This is a genomic window from Sphingomonas sp. (assembly GCF_041661885.1).
Taxonomy (GTDB): domain Bacteria; phylum Pseudomonadota; class Alphaproteobacteria; order Sphingomonadales; family Sphingomonadaceae; genus Sphingomonas.
Genome location: NZ_JBAZTL010000007.1, coordinates 246,489 through 268,486 on the forward strand (window position 1 = coordinate 246,489; position 21,998 = coordinate 268,486).

Sequence of the window (21,998 nt, forward strand, 5' to 3'; positions counted from 1 at the left end):
GTGCCAAGATTGCACGATGCAGGGATGGAGATTTTTTTGGTGCCGGATCGGCACCGTATTGGCCGCGCTCGCGATGTGCGTAGGCGCGGGCGGCGTTGCGGTCGCGCAGGACGAAGCGGGGTTTCAAACCTATCTGCAGTCGTTGCGGGGGCAGGCGGCGGCAAAGGGGGTCAGCCGGGCGACGCTCGACGCGGTTTTTCCGACGTTGACGCTCAACCAGCGGGTGATTGATCTCGACCGCGCCCAGCCGGGGGCGAATCCGAATGCGTCGATACCCAATTTTGCGCCCTATTACGCTCAGCATTTGACGTCTGCGCTGATCGACAATGGGCGCATTGCCTATCAGGCCGAGCGTCCGCGCCTGCAACGGATCGAGCAACAAATCGGCGTGCCCGAATCGATCATGGTCGCAATTTGGGGGCATGAAACGAGCTATGGCCGGGTGATGGGCGGGTTCGATCTGCCACGCGCGCTGGCCACGCTCGCTTATGAAGGGCGGCGGCGTGATTTGTTTGCCGATGAATTCATCGCCGCGCTGCAAATGATGGATCGGGGCGTGTCGCGTGCGCAATTGATCGGCAGTTGGGCGGGGGCGACGGGGGGACCGCAATTCCTGCCTTCGGTCTATTTGCGCCTTGCGCGCGATGGTGATGGCGACGGGCGCGTGGATATCTGGTCGAGCCGCGCCGACACGCTGGCGTCGATCGGCAATTATTTCGCCAATGCCGGGTGGCGGGCGGGGCAACCGTGGGGGATGGCGGTTTCAGTTCCGTCCACCTTCGACCGCAGCCAGATTACCAACCGCTTGCTCTCGCCGCGCTGTCTCAAGGTGTTTGCGCGCCATAGCGGGTGGAAGACGATGGCGGAGTGGCGCGCGCTCGGCGTGACCCCGCAGACTCGCGCCTGGCCAGGCGACACGGTACTGGCAACCTTGCTCGAACCCGATGGCCCCGGACGCACCGCGTATCTGCTGACCAGCAATTACCGTGTGATCCTCGATTATAATTGCTCGAATTTCTATGCCCTTTCGGTTGGACTGCTCGCCGATGCCATCGCGCAATAGGACGCGGCTTGCGGTCGCGCTGGCGCTGGGAGCGTCGGCACCAGCCTTGGCGCAGCACCGCGGTGCGCCCAAAATCCACGAAGTGTCGTCGCCCCCCGCGATCGCCTCCGCCAGTGATTTGCCGGCGGGCGACGGGCCGCGCGGAACGTCGGGGGAAGTGCAGGACGATTCGGTCGGCTATGCCGGGTTTCTGACAATCGCCCCCGAACCGCGCTGGAGCGCGGTGACGATGGCGGTGGCGCACCCCAGCGTCCCGCCGGGCACGCCGGTGGAAATCACCGCGCTCGATACCGGGCGGATCGTCGTCGCGCTGGTGATTGCGCGTGACACCGAAGGGGGCGTGGTGTCGGTGGCGCCAGGCGTTGCGCAGGCTTTGGGCATTGGTGATCGCGCGCCGGTGCGGGTGCGTGCGGTGGTGGCGAGCCCGCAGGATCAGGTGGCGTTGCGCTCTGGGCGGGTCGCATCGGCGCGGCTGGATGCGCCGCCAGCGCTGCTGGTCGCACTGCGCCGGAAATTGCCGGCGCGACCAACGGTTTCTGTGGCACCCGTGGTGAAGCCTCCGAAGGCGACGACGCCTATCAAGCCACGCCTCGCAGCGCCGCCGCCGCGTGTGGCAACCCGAACGGGCGGTTTCCTCGTGCAAGTGGCGGCCTTGTCCTCCGCGGATCGTGCCGCAGAGCTGGCGAAGGAACTGGGCGGGCGTGTTGTTCCGCTTGGGCGGCTTTTCCGCGTGCAATTGGGCCCGTTTGCCGACAAAGCCAGTGCGCAGCGCGCGCGTGACGGTGCCGCCAGGCGCGGCTATCACGATGCGCAAATCTTCCAGACCAACTAATTCCCCATCGCATGAAAAGAACGAGACCGGACCCCATGCTTTCCCGCCCAAAACTGTTCGCTGCCGCCGCCATCATCGCCGTCGCCGTGACCTGCCCGGCCATCGCCGCGCCCGAGTTCCAGACGCCAGCCCCGGTTGCGTATCTGCAGGACCTGTCATCGGGCGCGATCCTGTATTCGAAGGACGCCGATCGGCGGATGCCACCGGCATCGATGGCCAAAATGATGACGGTCTATGTCGCGTTTCAGATGGTCAAGTCGGGCGAGTTGAAACTCGATACCAAATTCCCGGTTCGGCCCGAAACGTGGCGCGCGTGGCATTCGCAAGGTTCGACCATGTTCCTGTCTGCGGGCGAGAATGTCAGCGTCGAGGATCTGCTAAAGGGCATCGTTACGCTATCGGGCAATGATGCCTGCGTCGTGCTGGCGGAAGGGATTTCGGGCACCGAATCGGCCTTTACCGAGCGGATGAATCGCGCGGCGGCCAAGCTCGGCCTCAGCAACAGCCATTTCGGCACCGCCAATGGCTGGCCCGACAATGGCGTCACCTATGTGACCGCGCGCGATCTCGCCAAGCTGGCGAGCGCGACGATCCAGGATTATCCCGATCTCTACAAGCGCTTCTATTCGCTGCGCAGCTTCACCTGGGGCAAAACGCTGGGTGGCGAGAAGCCGATCGACCAGGCCAATCGCGATCCGTTGCTCGGTCGCGTCAGCGGTGCGGACGGGCTCAAAACCGGGCATACCGATGAGGCCGGCTACGGCTTTACCGGGTCGGCACAGCAAAATGGCCGTCGTCTGGTGATGGTGCTGGCGGGCCTTGGCACGTCGGGTCAGCGCGCCGAGGAATCGGTCAAGTTCATGGAATGGGGCTTCCGCGCATGGCAGGCCAAGCCGATCCTCGCCAAGGGCAAGCAAATCGAGACCGCCGAGGTCCAGCTCGGCACCTCCAACAAGGTCGGGCTGGTCGCGCCGAGCGATCTTTCCGCGACGGTGCCTGCGGGCACGGCGGGCGAAATGCGCCTTACGGTCAGCTATGACGGCCCGATCAAGGCCCCGATCAAGGCCGGGCAGCATATCGCCGATCTGGTGGTGGTAACGCCGGGGATGCCAGCCGAGCGCCTGCCGTTGGTCGCCGCCAATGACGTGGCCGAGGCGGGCTTTTTCGGGCGTGCCTGGGCCGGGTTGATGAGCCTGTTCGGCGCTTGAGCCGATGACGGGCATCGGGCGCTTCATCTCGCTGGAAGGTGGCGAGGGGGCGGGGAAATCGACTCAGGCGCGCTTGCTCGCCGATGCGCTGGCGATGCGTGGGATCGAAACGCTGGTGACACGTGAACCCGGCGGCAGCGAAGGGGCCGAGGCGATCCGCGCTTTGCTGATGCAGGGCGAGGTGGCGCGGTGGAGCGCGCATAGCGAGGCGTTACTGTTCGCCGCAGCGCGTGCCGACCATGTCGAAAAAACAATCCGTCCGGCGCTGGAGGCTGGACGCTGGGTGATTTGCGACCGTTTCCTCGACAGCAGCCGCGCCTATCAAGGCGTGGCTGGCGGGATCGACGATGCCGCGGTGTTGGCGCTCCACGCCTTCGGTTCGCGTGGGTTGCTGCCCGATCGGACACTGGTCCTGGAGCTGTCGCCCGAGCAAGGGCGGAGACGCGCGGCGGTTCGCGATGGCGCGGCAGCGGATCGGTTCGCAGCGCGGGGCGATACGTTTCACGCCGATGTCGCCGCCGCCTTTCGCCGGTTTGCCAAGCAGGAACCGCAGCGCTTCCGTTTAGTCGGAGCAACGGCAGGGATAGACGATGTCGCAGACGCGGTCTTTGCCGCCGTTTCCGATTTGCTGCCATGACGCTCCCGCTCGGCAATGATGCCGCGCATCAGGCCTTTGCCGCCGCAATGGCGAGCGGGGCGCTGCACCATGCGTGGTTGTTCGCGGGGCCAGAAGGGATTGGCAAGGCGACCTTCGCGCGTGCCGCCGCGCTGCGGATGCTGGCCGAAGGCGCCGGGGCGGAATTGCCGCCGGGCTTCGACGTGCCCGAGAGCAACGCGCAGCGCAAACTGATCGCGGCCGGATCGCACCCTGATTACCGCGTACTGGCGCGCCAGCCCAAAGAGGGCGACAAGACCGGGCTTGATCTCGCGCGCAGTATCCCGATTGCGCAGGTCCGCGCGCTAGGGCCGATGTTCGCGACGCGCCCGTCGATGTCGAGCAGGCGGGTCGTCATCATCGACGCGGTCGACGATCTGGAGCGGCCGGGGGCCTCCAACGCCTTGCTCAAAAATCTGGAAGAACCGCCGGAAGGCACGATCTTCCTGCTGATTAGCCACGCGCCGGGGCGTTTGCTGCCGACGATCCGCTCGCGTTGTCGCCAATTGCGCTTCGATCCGCTCGACGATGCCACCATGACGTCCGTACTGCACGAACAGCTTCCCTCGGCGGACCCGGCGGAAGTGGCGGCATTGATCCGCGTTGCGCACGGATCGCCCGGTCGGGCGCTCGGTTTCGCCGGGCTGGACCTGGCGGCAATCGATCAAGCGCTGGCGGCGATCGCGCGCGATGGCGACCCGAGCAACGGTCGCCGCGTCCGCCTCGCCAAGTCGCTGGCACTGAAGGCCGCGCAGGCGCGCTATGAGGCGTTCCTCGACCGCGCACCCGCCTTCATCGCGGGCGTGGCCCCGGAACGGCACGGCGAACGGCTGCGCATCGCGCTCGACGGCTATGACGCCGCGCGCACGCTTGCCGCGACTGCGCGCGCGCTGACGCTCGATGCGCAGGCGACGGTGTATGAAATGGCGGGGATCATCGCGCGGCTGGCGCGCTGAAAACCTGTGGCAAGGCTTCAATTGCGGCGGGCGATGCTCTAGGAGGCCGACATGGCCGACCCTTATTATATCACCACCGCAATCAGCTACCCCAATGGACGCCCGCATATTGGACATGCCTATGAAGCGATCGCGACCGATGCGATCGCGCGTTATCAGCGCCAATTGGGCCGCGAAGTCCGCTTCCAGACGGGGACCGACGAACATGGCCTGAAAATGGTCCAGGAAGCGCGCAAGCGGGACCTGACCCCACGCGCGCTGGCCGATGAAATGAGCGGCTATTTCAAGGAAATGGCCGGGAAACTGGAGATTTCGTGCGATCGCTTCATTCGCACCAGCGACGCCGACCATTACCGCGCCAGCCAGGCGATCTGGCAAGCGATGGAAGCGGCGGGCGACCTGTATCTCGATCGTTATGAAGGCTGGTATTCGGTTCGCGACGAAGCCTTTTACGACGAAAAGGAGCTGGTCGAAGGCGAGGGCGGTGCAAAGCTGTCGCCACAGGGCACGCCGGTCGAATGGACGGCGGAGGAGACGTGGTTCTTCCGGCTCTCCAAATATCAGCAGCCCTTGCTCGACCTGTACGCCGCACAGCCCGATTTCATCCTGCCCGAGGCGCGCCGCAATGAGATTTTGCGCTTCGTCGAGGGTGGCCTGTCTGACCTCTCGGTATCGCGCACCAGTTTCGACTGGGGCGTTCCGGTGCCGGGCAGCCCCGGCCATGTGATGTATGTGTGGGTCGATGCGCTGACCAATTATCTGACCGGCGTCGGCTATCCCGACGATGTCGAACTGTGCGAAACCTTCTGGCCCGCGCATCTGCATGTGATCGGCAAGGATATCGTGCGTTTTCATGCGGTTTATTGGCCAGCCTTCCTGATGAGTGCGAACATTTCGCTGCCACGCGCGGTGTTCGGTCACGGCTTTTTGCTCAATCGGGGCGAGAAGATGTCCAAGTCGGTCGGCAACGTCACCGACCCGATGGAATTGGCCGATCGCTTTGGCGTCGATGCGCTACGCTATTTCCTGCTGCGCGAAGTCAGCTTCGGGCAGGATGGGAGTTATTCGGAAGAAGCAATCGTAACCCGTTGTAATGCCGACCTTGCCAACAATCTTGGCAATCTCGCGCAACGCTGCCTGTCGATCATCGCCAAGGCGTGCGGGGGCGTGGTGCCCCCGGCGGGCGAGCGCACCGAGGCCGAGGATGCGCTGCTCGCCAGCGTCGCTGCCGCCGAGGCGGGGATGCATGATGCGATGGGCGATCTGGCCTTGCACACTGCCCTCGACGCGATCTGGTCGGCAGCGCGCGATGCCAACCAATATTTCGCCGATCAGGCACCGTGGAGCGTGCGCAAGACCGATCCGGCGCGCGCCGACACGATCCTGTATCATGCCGCCGATGCGGTGCGGCGCATCGCGATTCTGGCGCGCTGGGCGATTCCCAATGGGGCGGACAAACTGCTCGATCTGCTGGGGCAGCAGGGCGATGCACGCCGTTTTGAAGCGCTGGGCCACCCGCTCGCGCCCGGCCTGACGCTGCCAGCACCGGTCGGGGTGTTCCCACGGCTCGAAGCGCCGGTCGAAGCCTGATGTTCGCCGACAGCCATTGCCACCTCAATTATAAGGGGCTGGGCGAGCAGCAGGATGTGATCCTCGCCCGCGCGCGCGCGCGCGGCGTCCACGCCATGCTCAACATCGCGACGCGCGAGAGCGAATGGGACGCAGTGCTCGCCACCGCCGAGCGCGAGCCCGATGTCTGGGCCACCGTCGGCATCCATCCCAACGAAGCCGACCAGCATCCCGATATCGGCACCGCCCGCCTGGTCGAACGCGCGCAGCACCCACGCGTGGTTGGCATTGGCGAAAGCGGGCTCGATTATTTCTACGAACATAGCGACCGTGAGCGCCAGCGCGCGAGCTTTCGCGCGCACATTGCGGCTGCGCGCGAAGCGCACTTGCCGATCGTGGTGCACACGCGCGACGCCGAGGACGATACCGCCGCGATCCTGCGCGAGGAAATGGAGGAGGGGGCCTATCCCGGCGTCATCCACTGTTTCACCGCGAGCGGGGCGTTTGCCGATATCGCGCTGGAGCTTGGCTTCTACATTTCGATCTCGGGCATCGTGACCTTCAAGAACGCCAGGGATCTGCAGGAAACCGCCGCGCGGCTGCCGCTCGATCGCCTGCTGATCGAAACCGATGCGCCGTTCCTGGCACCGGTGCCGCATCGCGGGAAGACGGGCGAACCGGCCTTCGTTGCCGATACCGCCGCGTTCCTGGCGAAGCTGCGCGGCGAGCCGCTGGAAACGCTGGCGGCGGCGACGGCGGAGAACTTTCACGCACTGTTTACCAAGACCCGCGCATGAAGGTGCGGATCCTGGGATCGGGCACATCGACCGGCGTGCCGCGGATCGGCAATGACTGGGGCGCGTGCGACCCGACCAACCCGCGTAATCGCCGGATGCGCGCATCGATCCTGGTCGAGACGCAGACGACGCGCATTCTGGTCGATACTGGCCCCGACATGCGCGAACAGTTGCTGGCGGCGGATGTATCGACGCTCGATGCGGTGATCTGGACGCACGACCATGCCGACCACACGCACGGCATCGACGATTTACGCCAGGTGTTTCACGCAATGGGGCGGCCGGTGCGCGGGCTGGCGCGGCCCGATTTGATGGCGACGTTGAAACGGCGCTTCAGCTACGTCTTCCACGGTTGGGACGATTATCCACCGACGGTTGCGATCGAGGAACTGCCCGACAGCATCGTTGTCGGCGATATCACGGTCGGCGTGGTCGATCAGCCGCATGGGCCATTCCAATCGGCCGGATTGCGCTTTGAGAACATTGCCGGGTCGATCGGATATGCGACCGATCTCAGCGCGATGACGCCCGATATGGCGAAATTATATGAGGGGCTCGACCTGTGGATCGTCGATGCGCTGCGCCGCAAGCCACATCCGTCACACCCCGATCTGAAGACCGCGCTTGGCTGGATCGACATGCTGCGACCGCGTCATGCCGTGCTGGCGCACATGGATCAGTCGATGGACTATGCCACTTTGCTGAGCGAGCTGCCGCCGGGTGTCGAGCCGGGATATGACGGGCTGGAGTTGCACGTATGACCGACAACAGCATGGACGTGATCTATTATGCGCTGATGCTGATCCTGCCGGTCAGCGCGTTGGCCGCACGCCGGTTGCCGCTGGGCGAGACGATCAAGATGGCGCTCGCCTGGGTGGCGATTTTCGGCATCCTGTTCGTGTTGGTTGTGCTGTGGCAGGGCGCTTTCGGGACTGGTTCGGCGCTGGGGGGATTGTTCGGGTGAACTGGCTTAAATTTAACATAATGTATATTATCGGATTCTCCGATACTTGTGCGTGTGCGCTGGACGGGCCCTTTTCATGATCGAGCGGCTCGTTTCGATCATGGCGCGGCTCCGCGACCCGCACACCGGCTGCGAATGGGATGTCGCGCAGGATTTCGCCAGCATCGCGCCCTATACGATCGAGGAAGCCTATGAAGTCGCCGACGCGATCACGCGCGGTGACATGGTCGAGCTCAAGGACGAACTCGGCGATCTCCTGCTGCAGGTCGTGTTTCACGCGCGCATGGCCGAGGAAGCCGGTCACTTCGCACTGCCCGATGTGGTGGCGGCAATCAGCGACAAGATGGAGCGTCGCCATCCGCATATCTTTGGCGATGTCACGGACGGTGGCCATCATCTGTGGGAACAGATCAAGGCCGAAGAGCGCGCCGCCAAGGGTAATGCGGATACGCAAGCTGGCGCGCTCGACGGAGTTGCATTGGGGCTACCTGCCCTGCTTCGCGCCGAGAAGTTGCAAAACCGCGCGGCGCGCGTGGGGTTCGACTGGCCCGACGCCACAGGGCCGCGTGCCAAGATCGACGAGGAAATCGCCGAAATCGAGGCCGCCCGCACGCCTGCCGAAACCGAGGACGAGGTCGGCGACCTGCTCTTCTCCGTCGTCAATTGGGCGCGCAAGCTGGGCGTCGACCCCGAGACGGCGCTGCGTGGCGCCAATGCCAAGTTCGAACGCCGTTTCAAGGCGATGGAAGCCATAGCAGGGAGCGATTTCCCCGGCCTATCGCTCTCCGACAAGGAAGCCTTGTGGCAAGCGATCAAGCCAACGCGCTAGGAATAACTGTGGCCAAAAAATGCCGGTTGGTCCGCAATAATCGGTGGAAAGCTCCCTTCTCCGCTTGATCGGATGGTTAGTTCATATTAACGCCCCCTTGCATAGAGTCGTAAATAATCGTTGCTGGGGCAAGGGTTATGTACTTTTGTCTAATAAATTATAGACAATTCATTAATTTTTCTTCGCTTCCTAAATAAAAATATAAAAATACACCGCGATTGGCGCGGGCGAGCTTGCGTCTGGCTAAAACTACTGCCAATGGAATTCGACTTATCCCAGTGGTTTATTATCGGTATCAAATACACATGGATCAGCTAGCTCCCCAAGCCACCGATTTTAAACCAGTCTCATCAGATAGCAGCCTTTTAAGTGAGTTTTTCTCGGAATTTCTGGACGAGGCATCCTTTGCGGATTTCCGGCAAGCCGAACGCCTAGTCGCCTCGCTGAAAAGCCAGGGGTTAACCGTCGCGGGCTACCCCATTATCCGCCCAGCCGATTGCGGAAAAATCGTACTCATCCTTTCCGGCGTATTCGAAGCCAGTCGATCCTATTTTCGCACGCGCGACAAGAAGCTAACTCATCGGTTCGAGGAGTTGGTCGGCGACTTTCATGATTTCTGCCAGCGAATTTATCCCGGCGAAGCGATGGGTGCCCGGCTGCTACGCGCCCGGGTCCGCCTGTTTGTGGGGGACGCCAAGGGCGTGCTGGGGTTGGTTTCGTTCCACGCGCAACGACCCTACGCGCTGGAAGACAATTCCGGACAATTCCTCCAGCTTATCGAGTTGTTCGCGCAAGCCCATTTGTTGCAAGGCACCCTGGGGGACACGAATATGTCCTTCATCGCTGTGGGGCGCTGGCTCGCCGCTAACGTCCGCAAACTATCCCCGGTCCAGGCCGGTACCAAAATGGCCCCTTTCGTCGTGTTTGGACGCAAGGAACCGGAGATACCGCTGCGGTCGGCGATGATTCGTTGGGCCTCGCAAGCTTATCTTGACTGCCTGCGCGGTCGTCGGCGACCGGTCAGCTTTGCGCTGATGATGATTCGCATCGTCATTTGTCGACTGATACTGGGTCTGTGCTACCGTTCACTAATGACCGGCGGCAAAACCGGTGATCCGTTCTCGCTGACGCGCAACCGGGATGGGCGGGTACTGGTTGCGCGCGGGATGGGTGGTATCGGTGATCTGCTGATGATGGCACCAGGACTGGAAGCCAACGCTATCCGTTATGGCCTCCCGGTGGATTTTGCCATTCCTCGAAAGTTCTTTCCGATCTTTGAGCACCACCCCAATGTCAATCTGATTGACATCGATGGTCCGCCGATTGACATTTCCTCCTATCGCCTGTTTTTCAACCTCAGCCAATGTCCGGCAAGCCGCTATGAAAGCAGGAGAGTTCCGGAAATCAAGAAAGGCCGGGTAGAAACATTCGCGCTGGGAATGCGGGTCGGTCGCAAGCGGCTCCTTAAGCAGGGCTGGAAGATCAATCACTTTTTGTCCGGCGACGAAGAAGCCTTTTGCGACGATTTCCTCAAGCGCAACCGCATCGGCAAGGCCGGTGGCGGGAAGCGCCCCTTGGTGGGCGTCCAGCCTTATTCTCGCGACAGCTACAAGGATCATCCTGCGATCACCGACATGATTCGGGCAATCGCGCAGGACCATGATGTGCTCGTGTTCCACCATGTCGCCAATGGCCTGCCTGAGGGGGACGGCATCACCACCACCGCTGGCTTGCCGCTGGGGCGGTCGCTGGCGCTGGTTTCGCGGATCGAGGCGATGGTAAGTGTGGACAGCGCCTTTCTCCACGCTGCCGCCGCTTTTGATGTGCCGGTGGTCGCGCTGTTCGGACCAACCGATGCCCATACACTGACGCGGCATCATCGCCGGGTCAAGACGCTCTACCGGAAGGACAGTTTCGCCTGCGTGCCGTGCTGGCGCAACGAGGACAAGGCCTGCGCCGTATCGGGCTTGCGCTCTGTTAGCCCTTGCGTGGCCGCGATCAGCACCGACGCGGTGCTGTCCGCTCTCACCGAAATGCTTGAAGCGTGAACACGACGGACTTGCCTGAACGCGGCTGGGTGACCCGGCATGGTCACGTTGATCTCACCGGGCGGCCGGCTCTGTTCCTCGACCGCGACGGCACCGTGATCGACAATGTGCCGTATCTTGACGATCCCGCCAGGGTTTCGCTTCTCACCGGCGCCAGGGAAACAATAGCCGCGTTCCGCTCGGCTGGTTATGCCGTGATCATAGTCACCAACCAATCCGGCGTAGCGCGGGGCTTTGTATCGCCGGAGCGCTATCGGGCGGTTGAAGCGGCAGTGCTCGCGGCACTCGGCCCAGGGCTGGTGGACGCTACCTACGTTTGCCCCTTCCATCCGGTACACCCGTGGCGCAAGCCCGAGCCCGGAATGCTGCTGGCTGCTGCGCACGATCTGGGATTGCGACTGGCGGACTCGACGATGGTCGGCGATACGCTCGCTGATGTGATGGCGGGAGCGCGGGCTGGCGTTGCACATGTGACGCATGTCTTGACCGGCCACGGTGTGCCGGAGCGCGCCGAGGTAGCGGCGTGGGTCAACGTTCGCGAGGATATGAATTTGCCTCGATTAAGTTTCGCAGATTCACTAGGAAACCTATATCTGCGAGACTTGGGATAACAACAGGTCGACTTAGTTCAAGTGAACTATATTTACGATAATTATTATTTAAAATAAATTAATTGATGATATATATATTTTATTGCTATCTTTAATAATTTCTACAACTTATAACGGAGATTGATAGTGTCCGATTCCATTAACTCTAAGATCGAACAAATTCAATCGACGCTCCTGCTTCTTACGCGTCATATAAACGAGATGAGCAATCAAAATACCATTAACCTTGGCAATCATCTTATGATTACATCGTTGCGCAATGGTCAGCGTATATTTATAGATGGACGAGATACGGGTTCAGGAATGAACATTATTACAGACGGATGGATTGAACCGTCAGTAATGAAGGTATTGCAGCGCTTTTTTAAGCCAAATTCTGTATTTTTAGATATCGGTACCAATTTTGGATTCTATACCATGCTCGCGGGTAGCCAAATTGGTCCCAATGGTCATGTTTACTCGTTTGAAGCCAATCCATTTCTTATCGATTTTATCCGTAAGAGCACCTATGTTAATGGTATTCAGCAGCGTACCACCGTCGTCAATAAAGCGGTCTCGGATCGTGCGGGGGTGGCCAAATTTGGCTTCTCATACACCGGCATCGGCGGCGGCTCGTTGGCCAAGGGGACGGAGGAAGGTTCGGACAACCAACTTATAGACGTTCCGTTGGTTTCTATCGATAGCGTCCTACCGGGGGATATCGTCGTCGAATGCGCAAAACTTGATGTCGAGGGTAATGAAGCAGCAACCCTGCGTGGAATGCGCGATGTAATTTCTCGCTCCCCCGATATAAAGCTTGTACTTGAATTCTTTCCGTCGCTTCTCGCAGGACATGGAAACAGCGACGATGTACTTAGCATCCTCGAGAGTTATGGCTTGCAGTTCTGGCGCATTGGTTACAACGGTCATTTAGAAGACGTAACGCGTGACGATCTCAATTCAGGAGGCGATTCCTACATTGTGGCGGCGCGTGTTAAGCCCGACACCTCGGTCTGGCTGCTCGAAAAACCGTCGTTCAATATCCTAACCAAAGCGGATAACGATGGTTGGTTGAGCGCGGCACCGGGTGAGGTGATCAGCCACGGTCCCTATTGGTTCCTTCCGGCAGGCGCATATGAAGTGGAATTTGTCGGCGATATCAAAGGCGAGGTTCGGATAGCATTCACCCGCGAATTTGGTTTCGAAGTTTCCTCCGCTGTCTTGAAGGAGAACCAGAAGACCCTGCACGTACCGTTGATGGAAGACGCTCGCTTCTTCGAAATTGTACTTCGGAGTGGCTCCCCTAGCTCCGCCGTTCGTCTAAACCGGATCGAAATTCGCGATCTGTGATTGGTCAAACTTCCATGCAGCAGGCAATTGCTTCGGACGTGCTCCTAAACGATGCAGTTATAAAAACGCGAGGATGGATAAATACCACCATTTCCGCTCTGGTCGAAGCCGCGTGCGACCATCGCCACGGTGGCTATGTCGAACGTTTCGACTGGAGGGGGGCGCCGCTCGATCCCGGCTTTAAGCGGATCCGGGTTACCGGACGACAGACCTATGTCTTTGCCCATGCCGCCATCGGGGGAGCGCCCGGTGCGCATGAGGCGGCAAGCCACGGTACGGCGTTCCTCAAAAACCATTGCCTGCGCGACGACCGCCAGTTCGCGTCGCGGCTGGCGACGTCTGGTACGATGCTCGATGCAACCGCCGATCTTTACGACATTGCGTTCGGCCTGTTTGCCTTTGCCTGGTGGTACCAGCTGTCCGGCGACACGCAGGCCGTGGAGATAGCCGAAGCCTCGATTGCGCAGCTCTCCAACACGATGCGCTCCCCGTCCGGGCGCGGTTTTCTTGCGCGTGAGGGGGATGTTGGACCGCATCAGCAAAACCCGCACATGCATTTGTTCGAGGCGGCTATCTTCCTTGCGGCCTTCACCGGTAGCCGGAAAGCCCGGATGCTGGCCGACGAACTGTTCGACCTAGCGAGGAGCAGTCTCTTTGATGCCACCACCGGCACGCTGTCGGAATTCTTCGATGCCGAATGGCAGCCTGATCGTCGTTCTGGCTCGATTCGGATAGAACCGGGGCATCATTACGAATGGGTTTGGCTGCTGTGCCGCTATGGCGAACTCGCCGAGGAACCCGAGGCATTCGCTATCGCCGACCGCCTGTTCGCCTTCGCGCAAACGCACGGGCACGATCCCGCGACCGGACTGATCCGGGATGCCGTGGACCCTTCAGGCAAAGTGCTGGCACCCGATCTTCGGATCTGGCCCAATACCGAATATTTGAAGGCCCAGGTCGTCATGCGTGAGCGGCTGGGTGAAGGTCCAGGTTTCGATGACGCAGCATTGACGGCGAATTTGGCGCGAATTTTCGATCACTTCCTCACACCGCGACCGAGCGGCCCCGCTACCGTGTTACCGGTAGGGTTATGGATTGATTATCTTGAAGCCCCCTCGCTAAATCCCAAATGCGATCATGTTCCCGCATCAAGCATGTATCACATTATGTTCGGTTTTTCTGAAGTGCTGCGCTATGCGGCTGGTCACCGCCCGTTCAGCGGCACCCCTTGGTAAGCGGAGCTATCGTGTCCCCTGCCCCATTCGCACACGCTTTGTTCGAGAATGCTCATATTCTCGTCGTTGGCGATCTTATGCTCGATCGCTTCCGCTATGGCTCGGTCTCGCGCATTTCCCCCGAGGCTCCGGTCCCAGTGCTCCACATTATGCGAGAGGAGAAGATGCTGGGAGGTGCCGGCAATGTTCTCGCGAATATCGTTTCGCTTGGAGGCCATGCTGGGCTGATCGCCGCAATCGGTGCCGACGAAGCCGGGCGCCTGTGTTCTGAGCTGATGGTCGGAAAGGGCGGCGATCCCGCGTTCTTGGTGGAATGCCCCTATCGCCCAACCACACTCAAAACGCGCTTCATCAGCGGCAGTCAGCAATTGCTGCGATGCGACGAGGAAAACTCCACCCCGCTGCCAGAAGCGATCGAGGATCAAATCGTCGCCCATTTTGACCGCGTCATCGACTATTACGACGTGGTGGCACTTTCAGACTATGGCAAGGGGATGCTTACGGATCGCATACTGCGCCATGTCATCTCCCGGAGCCGCGAATTGGGTAAGCCCGTGATCGTGGACCCCAAGCGACGTGATTTCTCCGCTTATGCGGGAGCTACGGTTATCAAACCGAACCGTAGCGAACTCGCGGCCTTTAGCGGCTTGCTCTGTGATGATCTCGCTAGTAGCGAGGTAGCCGCCGCGCTTGCGATGGAAGTGACGGGCGCCGCGATATTGTTGACCCTTTCGGAAGAGGGAATGGCCCTGTTCCGCCCCGGCCACGACGTGGCCCACCTCCACGCGACCGCAACCGAGGTTTATGATGTCTCAGGCGCTGGGGATACGGCGCTGGCGATCTTCTGCGCCGGAGTCGCAAGCGGACTCGAAATGGCAGACGCTGCATTGATCGCCAATGCTGGCGCGGGCGCGGTAGTCCGTAAGCTGGGTACAGCAGTACTTTCCAGCACCGAACTCGCCCATGCCGTGGCGGAACTAGATGATACCGCGGGCGACGCGCAGCCGTCGATTTTTGGCGCGGTCTGCACACCAGAGGAAGCTTTCACGGTAGTCCGTGCGTGGAAGCGTGAGGGCCTGCGCGTGGGCTTTACCAACGGTTGCTTCGATATTGTCCATGCCGGGCATATCCATACCCTCCGCCAAGCCCGGGCCTGCTGCGACCGTCTGGTAGTTGGGCTTAACAGCGACGCATCGGTTTCCCGGCTCAAGGGGCCGGCACGACCTGTCCAGAACGAGGCATCGCGCGCGACCGTACTGTCTGCAATGGATGTCGTCGATCTGGTGGTGATGTTCGACACCGACACCCCGCTTTCGCTCATCGAGTTGCTGTTGCCAACCGAACTCATCAAGGGGGCGGATTATCGCGAGGATCAAGTCATCGGTGCCGATGTGGTAAAGGCACATGGTGGCAGGGTGCATTTGATAGATCTTTTGCCCGGCCTGTCCACCACGGCGGCGATCACGCGGATTCGCCAAGGAACGGAAAACCCCGTCCGCGTGGACGTGTAGTGATGACTAGGCCACAAGGATGGAAGCGATGGCGCAGCTATCTGATGCGCCATTACGGCTGGGTGCTTTTTTTAAGCACGTTCGTACTGCCTACCTCGGCGGCGGCGGTGTATTACGGGCTGATCGTCTCCGATCGCTACGTTTCCGAAAGCCGCTTTCTCGTACGCAGCGTTAACAAGCCTGCCTCTGAAGGAATATCCGCCTATTTGCGCGATTTTGGCATCGCTCGCGCCAATGACGATGCTTATGCGATTCAAGAATATCTCTATTCCCGCGACGCGATGAAGGCTGTGATGCGCAAGGTAAACCTGCGCGCCGTATATGCTCGTGCCGAGGCCGATCCGCTAACCCGCTACCAACCTTGGGGCCGCGACACTGACGAGGGGTTCTACCGCTATTTCAAGCGACAGCTGACGGTGGAGAAGGACGATGAAACCGGCATCACCACGGTGAAGGTCAGCGCCTATCGCGCGGTGGACGCAAAGGCGATCATGGATGCCTTGGTTGCACTGAGCGAAGAGCAGATCAACATTCTCAACATCCGCGCCCGGCGCGATACACTCGACCAGGCCCAGAAAGCCCTCGGCCAAGCAGAGGCCGGGCTTACCGACGCCACGCTCGCGCTTACTCGTTACCGCAACACCTCGGAAAATGTTGATCCGGTAAAAAGCGCCGGGGCTGCGGTCGACCGTGGCACGATCCTGGATCAGAAACTGGCGATGCTGCGGGTCAATCTCCAGACGATGCTGGCCAAGGCTCCCAACAACCCGTCGATTCCCACCGTGCGGGACCGGATCGTCGCGCTGGAAAGCGAGATCGGCGAACAACAGGGAAAACTTACCGGTGGAAGAGACGGTCTGTCCGAAAAACTCGGTAATTTCGAGGAGTTGAAGGTCAAGCAGGAATTGGCCGGAAAGGTCTATGAGACCACCCAAGCCCAGATGGAAACCGCCCGACAGGAAGCGATCCGACAACAAATCTATATCGGGACCGTCGTTCGCCCAAATCTGCCCGACGAAGCACTCGAGCCGCAGCGATTGCGCTATTTCCTGACCGTAGCCCTCCTGAGCTGCTGGTCCTTTCTGATGCTGTACCTGCTGGCGTCCGGCAGCCGCGAACACCTCAACCTTGACTGAGGCAGATCATGCGCAGCTATTTTAACAGCATTACGCTTAAGGGACGGGTTATCAACGCCCTGTTCATCCGCGAACTGATGGCCCGGTTCGGGCATAGTAACGTCGGTTTTCTGTGGCAGGTACTGGAGCCTCTGGTGTTGACGCTTGGGGTAGTTGCCTCATGGTCGCTGATTTATGGTGAACGCAATCACGGGGTTCGCGTGGTCCCATTAGTGTTGACGGGCTACACCTTCCTAACCTTATGGCGTCACATGACATCGCGCCTGACCAACAGTTTTCGCCAAGCTTCAGGTCTTCTGTTTCATCGCGTGGTCAAGCCAATCGACATTTTGGTCGCCCGCGGCCTTTTGGAATCGGTCGGAACACTAATGGCTTTCTTCGCGGCATATATCCCGTTGGCGTTGTTGGGCCTTGTTGCGCCGGTGAGTGACTATCTGGTGCTGCTCGGGGCTTGGACGTTGATGTGCTTCCTTACCTTCGGCGTGGCCTTGATTATCACCGGTATGACGCATCTGTCAGTGACGCTTGAGCGCTTCGTACAACCGGTAATGTATTTGATCTTGCCGCTGACCGGTGTGTTCTACATGGTCTATTGGCTGCCCCCCGCGGCCCGACAAGTCGTGCAAATTTCACCGCTAGTTCAGGCATGCGAGATGTATCGCGCCGGGATGTTTGGCCAGGCTATTCCCACTTTCTGGAATCCTTGGCAAATCTTGCTGTGGGGTATCGCGCTCAATGCGCTTGGCTGGGTCCTTGTCCAAAAGGCCCAAAAGCATATCGAAATGGAATAGCTTGATGGCCAAGCTCCCTTCCTCATACGCCTTGGTCCGGCTCGACGATAACAAGCGCCCATCGTCGGATGTCTCTGTCGACAAGATCAGCACGCCCTTGCAACGCCTGCGGCGTTGGCTTGTCGGGCTGGTCTTTGTTACCCCGGTCGTGGCTTCGATCCTTTATAATTTCGTCGTTGCGACCCCACGCTATGCCTCGGAGGTCGTTTTCGTCGTCCGCTCCAGCGAAACTCCACATGACCGGCTGAGCATCGTCAGCCTCGGCCAGGGAGGCAGCGTCGGTACATCGGACGACAGTGAAGCCGTTGTTGCCTATCTGAAATCCCGCGATATACTGGACAAAATCAATCGCGATGGGCTGGTAACGCGCACCTTCGCCCACCGTAATCTAGACCCGATCGCCGCTTTTCCCTCTTTGTTAGCCGGCCGTAGCCGTGAAGATTTTTACCGGCATTTCCAAGCATATGTGGATTCCGAATTCGACCGCGCCACCGACATTATCCATATCCGGGTGCAATCCTTCGCGCCCGCTGATGCGCGGGAAATTGCCCAACGCCTGCTCGATGCCTCAGAAGGCATGGTCAACCGACTAAACCAGCGAGCGCACGCGAATATCGTCGGCGGGGCCGAGCGCGATGTGGCCCATGCGTCGTCCGAAGTTGGGGGTGTGCTTGCCCAGATGAACGAGGTGCGTAACCGCAACCATATCATCGAGCCTCAACTGGATGCCGGGGCTTCGATTAAACTCCAGTCCGGAACGGCGGCTGAACTCGCGCAGGTAGAGGTGCAATTGAGTCAGACGCGCCGCTCGGCGCCGCGGAGTCCGTTGATCGGGCAATTGGAGACTCGCCGAAGTGCTTTAAAAAATCAGCTCTATCGCCAGATTGGAGCCACTGCGGGCGGTCAGGGCTCGCTGGCAGATCGGTTGCGTGCCTACGAAGCGCTTGTTGCGCGCCGAGAAATAGCGGAAAAACAGCTGACGGCGGCTAGCTTCCAACTCGCTAGCGCCCGAGACAGCGCCAGTCGTCAACAACTTTACCTCGAGGAAATCGCACGGCCTAACCTCCCCGACGAGGCTCGCTATCCCCGCCGCTGGCTCAACTTTCTGTTGACCGTGCTGGTTTCAAGTTGCCTGTTGTGGATCATCTTGTCGCTGGCCGAGTTGGTATTCGACGATGAATGAAATGACCCTCCCGCTCACTTCGCAACCATTGACTCGGTTCCTGCCGTCTAGGCTGTCCGCCCAGCAACCAAAACGGGTGATCGTCGCGGATGGTCTTTTCAAGACCTATGATACCCCAACTGGGCCCAAGCACGTCCTGAGTAACGTTAGCTTTACCATCGGTCCGGGTGAGAAAATGGCGGTGCTTGGTCGAAATGGTGCGGGCAAGTCGACCCTGGTCAAGATCGTTGGAGGTGTCGAACGGCCCAACCGGGGTACGATCCGGCGTGGCATGTCGATGTCCTGGCCGCTGGCTTTCGGTGGCGGCTTCGAAGTAGCGATGACCGGTCTTGACAATATCCGCTTCATCGCCCGTCTCTACAATAGACCAATCCGCGAGACGATCGAGCGAGTCGACGATTTCGCTGAACTAGGGTCCAATTTGCTACTCCCTGTACGACTATATTCATCAGGAATGCGCGCCAGATTGGCTTTCGCCTTGACGCTCGCCATTGATTTCGACTGTTATTTGATTGACGAAGTAATATCCGTCGGCGATCAACGCTTCCATCGCAAATGTCATGAGGCATTATTTGTGGATCGTAAAGACGCCGCAATGATCCTGGTCAGCCACGATATGGGTATTATCCGTGAATATTGCAGTTCAGCCTTGGTACTAAAACGTGGACATGGCCAAGTGTTCGATGAACTTGACTTGGCGATCAGTATATATGCAACACTTTGAATTTTCCGGCGGAATAAACGTCATCGCTGGGCAGGCTGACGCCATTCCCCTGGCAATCGGCGGCCTGCCTTCCCCGGAAAGTATTTTCACCATTCATTGCGTCACGGAAATACTCCGGCGCACGCGTGATCGAGTCAAGGTTATTCCCTTCAATACTGAAGAAGACTGTCAAAGGCTGACCGAAGCAACCTCTAACGAACTAACTGTACCCTTCTTCGACACGCCCGATGGCCAAGCCCGAAAGGCGCTGTTGGCAACACAGGCCCCCATTATAGTGATTACTGGCAACTTTGCGGAAACTGCCCAATTCTGCATGGTTGCGCGTGATTTAGACGCGTTACAGGCGGCGCGCTTCGTCTCCCAGTCGTTTTCTTGCCTGGAGCCGCTTTTGCGCTTGGAACATGTACGCTCGATTGCGCTGGACAAGGCGAAAAATCTCGCTGAGTGGATAGACGAAGTTGCTGACTGGCTTGGGCTTCAACCTTCAGCATGGGAGGCGACCAGGGAGGAAATGCTGTCCGACTACGCCGCTTGGTCGACAGTGGAAGCTGCAATCCACGCCTTGGTTCAATACGCTCATTCAGCGCCTGTTGCGGCGGAGCCCCTCCCCACCGCACCCCAGACGCTTTTCGAAAAGCTGGGGATTTCTTATCATTCCGGGGCGATCGACAAGGTATTTTGGCCTGCGGATTGTATTTTGGAACCCGGAGACCCCACCTTCCCCTCAACCGACGCCATCCCGCTGACTGGCCCGAGTCGAATGCTGACTTTCGGCCCGTTTCTCCATTTGCCGCCCGGCCACTGGCACGCACGCTATCAATTTGAGGTGGACGAGCATCCCGCCGGTAATTTGATGGAATTCGATGTCCTGAATGGCAGTAAGATACTTGTCTCTGGTCGTACACTGGTGGAAAGCGCTGGAAAATTCGGATTCGATTGTGAATTCGAAATCGAAGAATCCCGGCTGCCGGTTGAGAATAGGGCTATTCTGGTTGAAGGCTCCATCGGAGGGCTCTTCAAGCCGATCGGAATATGGCTAAAGCGCAATAACTAGTCGCGTTACCCCAAGGATATCGATAAAAATGCGCCCTACCAATACGAACCTGCATTCTCGCAAATGCTATATGCTGGCGTCGCTGGCATTGGTCCCGCTGGGAGGATGTGCGACCTTGCCCAAAACAGGCCCGCAGGGCCATGCGATAGTCAAGGACGCAACCAATGGTGCCTTCACATTGGTAGAAGTTGATCGCATCGATGCAGTACCCGCCACGCCTGACCCGCCCACCCTACAGGCGCTGCCCACGCACAATATGGTCGATGTTAACGCCATTTCTCCGGGAGATGTGCTCAACGTCTCCTTGTATGAGATCGGCGTGCGCATCTTTTCTGCCGGTTCCATAGGCAGCAATGACAGTAACTTCGAACCGGCTGCAAAAAACCAGCAGATCGGTCCACTTGAAGTAACTAGCGAGGGGACTATTCGTCTGCCCTATGTGGGGGTGATCTCCGTCGCCGGAAAACGTCCCCGCGACGTGGAGCACGAAATCGAGCAACGTATGGCAGGGCAATCGGAACATTCGCAAGTAATTGTAAGACAGGAATCCGCTAATGGCAGCGCGGTGATCGTTGGTGGCGAAGTTACGAGTCCCGGGCGGTTCCGTCTAAGCCCTGCCCATGAGAAACTACTGGATGTCATAACGCTAGCCGGCGGTTATCGCGGGTCCGGTATGTCTGATCTGGTGGTTCGCATTGTTCGCCAGGGGCAGGTTTCGGAAGCGCCGCTGGAAGGGCTCGATTATTCCAATGGCGGTGGTATGGAAATGGAACCTGGAGACCGGGTAGAAGTACTACGTCGTCCCCGCAGCTATTCGGTGATGGGCACCGCGAACCGAATCAACCGCTACGACCTCCCCACCCGCCACGTTTCAATGATTGAGGCACTGGCGCTGGCGGGTGGTCCTAACGACAATCTCGCCGATCCCGCTGCAGTCTTCGTTTTCCGCTATGAAAAGACGCCAGATGGTAAAGATCGGCCCACGGTTTATCACATCAACATGTTGAAACCGAGAAGTTATTTTCTTGCGCAGAAATTTATCCTTGAGAACAAAGATGTAATTTATATAGCTGGAGCGCGAGCCAATGAGCCGATCAGGCTTCTACAAACGATAGCGCAGATTTTCACCCCGTTCTTTTTGGTAAAGAGCGCGGTTAATTAGGTGCAAGACCCATTAAATTACTTGCGTGAGGGTTAGCATGTTGATTCGCTGGCGGGGTTGATGAGTCGCTGCCGATGTCGGAACCGTGATTGCTGAGCGAGCCGCAGATGCGCCGAATCAAGCCGTACTTTCCCTTGTCGCATGGGATCGCGAGGGTGGATGACCGGCGTTATCGGGGATGACGTGCCCCGCCGTCTTTCATCCAGCTGGGCACCTGGGCACCTCCAACAACCCCTCGACATTTCCGGTCTGATTTGATTCATTTGGCCTGACAGGAGGCAGCGATGCGTCAGGCAGGATTGTTCGGCTTATCAGAGCATCTCAAGCGGCTTTCGGCGCAT

21 protein-coding genes are annotated in these 21,998 nt (G+C 59.4%); all 21 read left to right on the plus strand.

The window, feature by feature from the left end; translation table 11 throughout:
- The first annotated feature begins 16 nt into the window (after positions 1-16).
- The 21 genes from WC704_RS14915 to WC704_RS15015 all read left to right on the plus strand — a co-directional run bounded on the left by WC704_RS14915 (position 17) and on the right by WC704_RS15015 (position 21,657).
- Entirely contained in the window at positions 17-1,063 is a 1,047-nt protein-coding gene (locus WC704_RS14915; RefSeq protein WP_372891226.1) for a lytic transglycosylase domain-containing protein, read from the plus strand.
- Positions 1,047-1,895: an SPOR domain-containing protein gene (locus WC704_RS14920; RefSeq protein WP_372891229.1), complete on the plus strand. Its 849-nt coding sequence runs from the start codon at positions 1,047-1,049 to the stop codon at positions 1,893-1,895. The genes WC704_RS14915 and WC704_RS14920 overlap by 17 nt, the downstream gene beginning before the upstream one ends.
- A gap of 35 nt (positions 1,896-1,930) precedes the next feature.
- Positions 1,931-3,103 carry a D-alanyl-D-alanine carboxypeptidase family protein gene (locus WC704_RS14925; protein ID WP_372891231.1) on the plus strand — a complete coding sequence of 391 codons (1,173 nt, stop codon included), beginning with the start codon at positions 1,931-1,933 and terminating at the stop codon, positions 3,101-3,103.
- A 4-nt stretch (positions 3,104-3,107) separates the two neighbouring features.
- Positions 3,108-3,740 (plus strand): dTMP kinase, encoded by a 633-nt coding sequence (tmk, locus tag WC704_RS14930; protein ID WP_372891233.1) that lies wholly within the window; start codon positions 3,108-3,110, stop codon positions 3,738-3,740.
- The gene (locus WC704_RS14935; protein WP_372891235.1) at positions 3,737-4,714 is read left to right on the plus strand and encodes an AAA family ATPase; all 978 of its coding nucleotides are present in this window, start codon (positions 3,737-3,739) and stop codon (positions 4,712-4,714) included. Before tmk ends, WC704_RS14935 begins: the two co-directional genes overlap by 4 nt.
- 51 nt (positions 4,715-4,765) lie before the next feature.
- Positions 4,766-6,304 (plus strand): methionine--tRNA ligase, encoded by a 1,539-nt coding sequence (gene metG, locus WC704_RS14940; protein WP_372891237.1) that lies wholly within the window; start codon positions 4,766-4,768, stop codon positions 6,302-6,304.
- The gene (locus WC704_RS14945) at positions 6,304-7,080 is read left to right on the plus strand and encodes a TatD family hydrolase (protein ID WP_372891239.1); all 777 of its coding nucleotides are present in this window, start codon (positions 6,304-6,306) and stop codon (positions 7,078-7,080) included. The genes metG and WC704_RS14945 overlap by 1 nt, the downstream gene beginning before the upstream one ends.
- Complete coding sequence (locus tag WC704_RS14950; protein WP_372891241.1) at positions 7,077-7,841, plus strand: MBL fold metallo-hydrolase; 765 nt, start codon at positions 7,077-7,079, stop codon at positions 7,839-7,841. Before WC704_RS14945 ends, WC704_RS14950 begins: the two co-directional genes overlap by 4 nt.
- On the plus strand, positions 7,838-8,044 hold the full coding sequence (locus tag WC704_RS14955; protein WP_372891243.1) for a hypothetical protein: 207 nt from the start codon (positions 7,838-7,840) through the stop codon (positions 8,042-8,044). Before WC704_RS14950 ends, WC704_RS14955 begins: the two co-directional genes overlap by 4 nt.
- A gap of 76 nt (positions 8,045-8,120) precedes the next feature.
- Entirely contained in the window at positions 8,121-8,873 is a 753-nt protein-coding gene (gene mazG / locus WC704_RS14960; protein WP_372891245.1) for a nucleoside triphosphate pyrophosphohydrolase, read from the plus strand.
- Positions 8,874-9,178: 305 nt separating this feature from the next.
- On the plus strand, positions 9,179-10,921 hold the full coding sequence (locus WC704_RS14965) for a glycosyltransferase family 9 protein (RefSeq protein ID WP_372891247.1): 1,743 nt from the start codon (positions 9,179-9,181) through the stop codon (positions 10,919-10,921).
- A complete protein-coding gene (locus tag WC704_RS14970) occupies positions 10,918-11,532 on the plus strand; it encodes a D-glycero-alpha-D-manno-heptose-1,7-bisphosphate 7-phosphatase (protein WP_372891249.1) in 615 nt (204 codons plus the stop codon). Before WC704_RS14965 ends, WC704_RS14970 begins: the two co-directional genes overlap by 4 nt.
- A 126-nt stretch (positions 11,533-11,658) precedes the next feature.
- Positions 11,659-12,861, plus strand: coding sequence for an FkbM family methyltransferase (locus WC704_RS14975; RefSeq protein WP_372891251.1), 1,203 nt, complete (start codon positions 11,659-11,661; stop codon positions 12,859-12,861).
- Positions 12,862-12,875: 14 nt separating this feature from the next.
- The gene (locus WC704_RS14980; protein WP_372891253.1) at positions 12,876-14,096 is read left to right on the plus strand and encodes an AGE family epimerase/isomerase; all 1,221 of its coding nucleotides are present in this window, start codon (positions 12,876-12,878) and stop codon (positions 14,094-14,096) included.
- A gap of 11 nt (positions 14,097-14,107) precedes the next feature.
- Positions 14,108-15,607, plus strand: coding sequence for a D-glycero-beta-D-manno-heptose-7-phosphate kinase (gene rfaE1, locus WC704_RS14985; RefSeq protein WP_372891255.1), 1,500 nt, complete (start codon positions 14,108-14,110; stop codon positions 15,605-15,607).
- 2 nt (positions 15,608-15,609) lie between these two features.
- The gene (locus tag WC704_RS14990; protein WP_372891257.1) at positions 15,610-16,743 is read left to right on the plus strand and encodes a hypothetical protein; all 1,134 of its coding nucleotides are present in this window, start codon (positions 15,610-15,612) and stop codon (positions 16,741-16,743) included.
- Between the two features lie 8 nt (positions 16,744-16,751).
- The gene (locus WC704_RS14995) at positions 16,752-17,534 is read left to right on the plus strand and encodes an ABC transporter permease (protein ID WP_372891259.1); all 783 of its coding nucleotides are present in this window, start codon (positions 16,752-16,754) and stop codon (positions 17,532-17,534) included.
- A gap of 4 nt (positions 17,535-17,538) precedes the next feature.
- Positions 17,539-18,717 (plus strand): hypothetical protein, encoded by a 1,179-nt coding sequence (locus WC704_RS15000; RefSeq protein WP_372891262.1) that lies wholly within the window; start codon positions 17,539-17,541, stop codon positions 18,715-18,717.
- 1 nt (position 18,718) lies between these two features.
- On the plus strand, positions 18,719-19,441 hold the full coding sequence (locus WC704_RS15005) for an ABC transporter ATP-binding protein (RefSeq protein WP_372891264.1): 723 nt from the start codon (positions 18,719-18,721) through the stop codon (positions 19,439-19,441).
- Positions 19,428-20,495 (plus strand): hypothetical protein, encoded by a 1,068-nt coding sequence (locus WC704_RS15010; RefSeq protein WP_372891266.1) that lies wholly within the window; start codon positions 19,428-19,430, stop codon positions 20,493-20,495. The genes WC704_RS15005 and WC704_RS15010 overlap by 14 nt, the downstream gene beginning before the upstream one ends.
- A 28-nt stretch (positions 20,496-20,523) precedes the next feature.
- Positions 20,524-21,657 carry a polysaccharide biosynthesis/export family protein gene (locus WC704_RS15015; protein WP_372891268.1) on the plus strand — a complete coding sequence of 378 codons (1,134 nt, stop codon included), beginning with the start codon at positions 20,524-20,526 and terminating at the stop codon, positions 21,655-21,657.
- Positions 21,658-21,998: the final 341 nt, after the last annotated feature.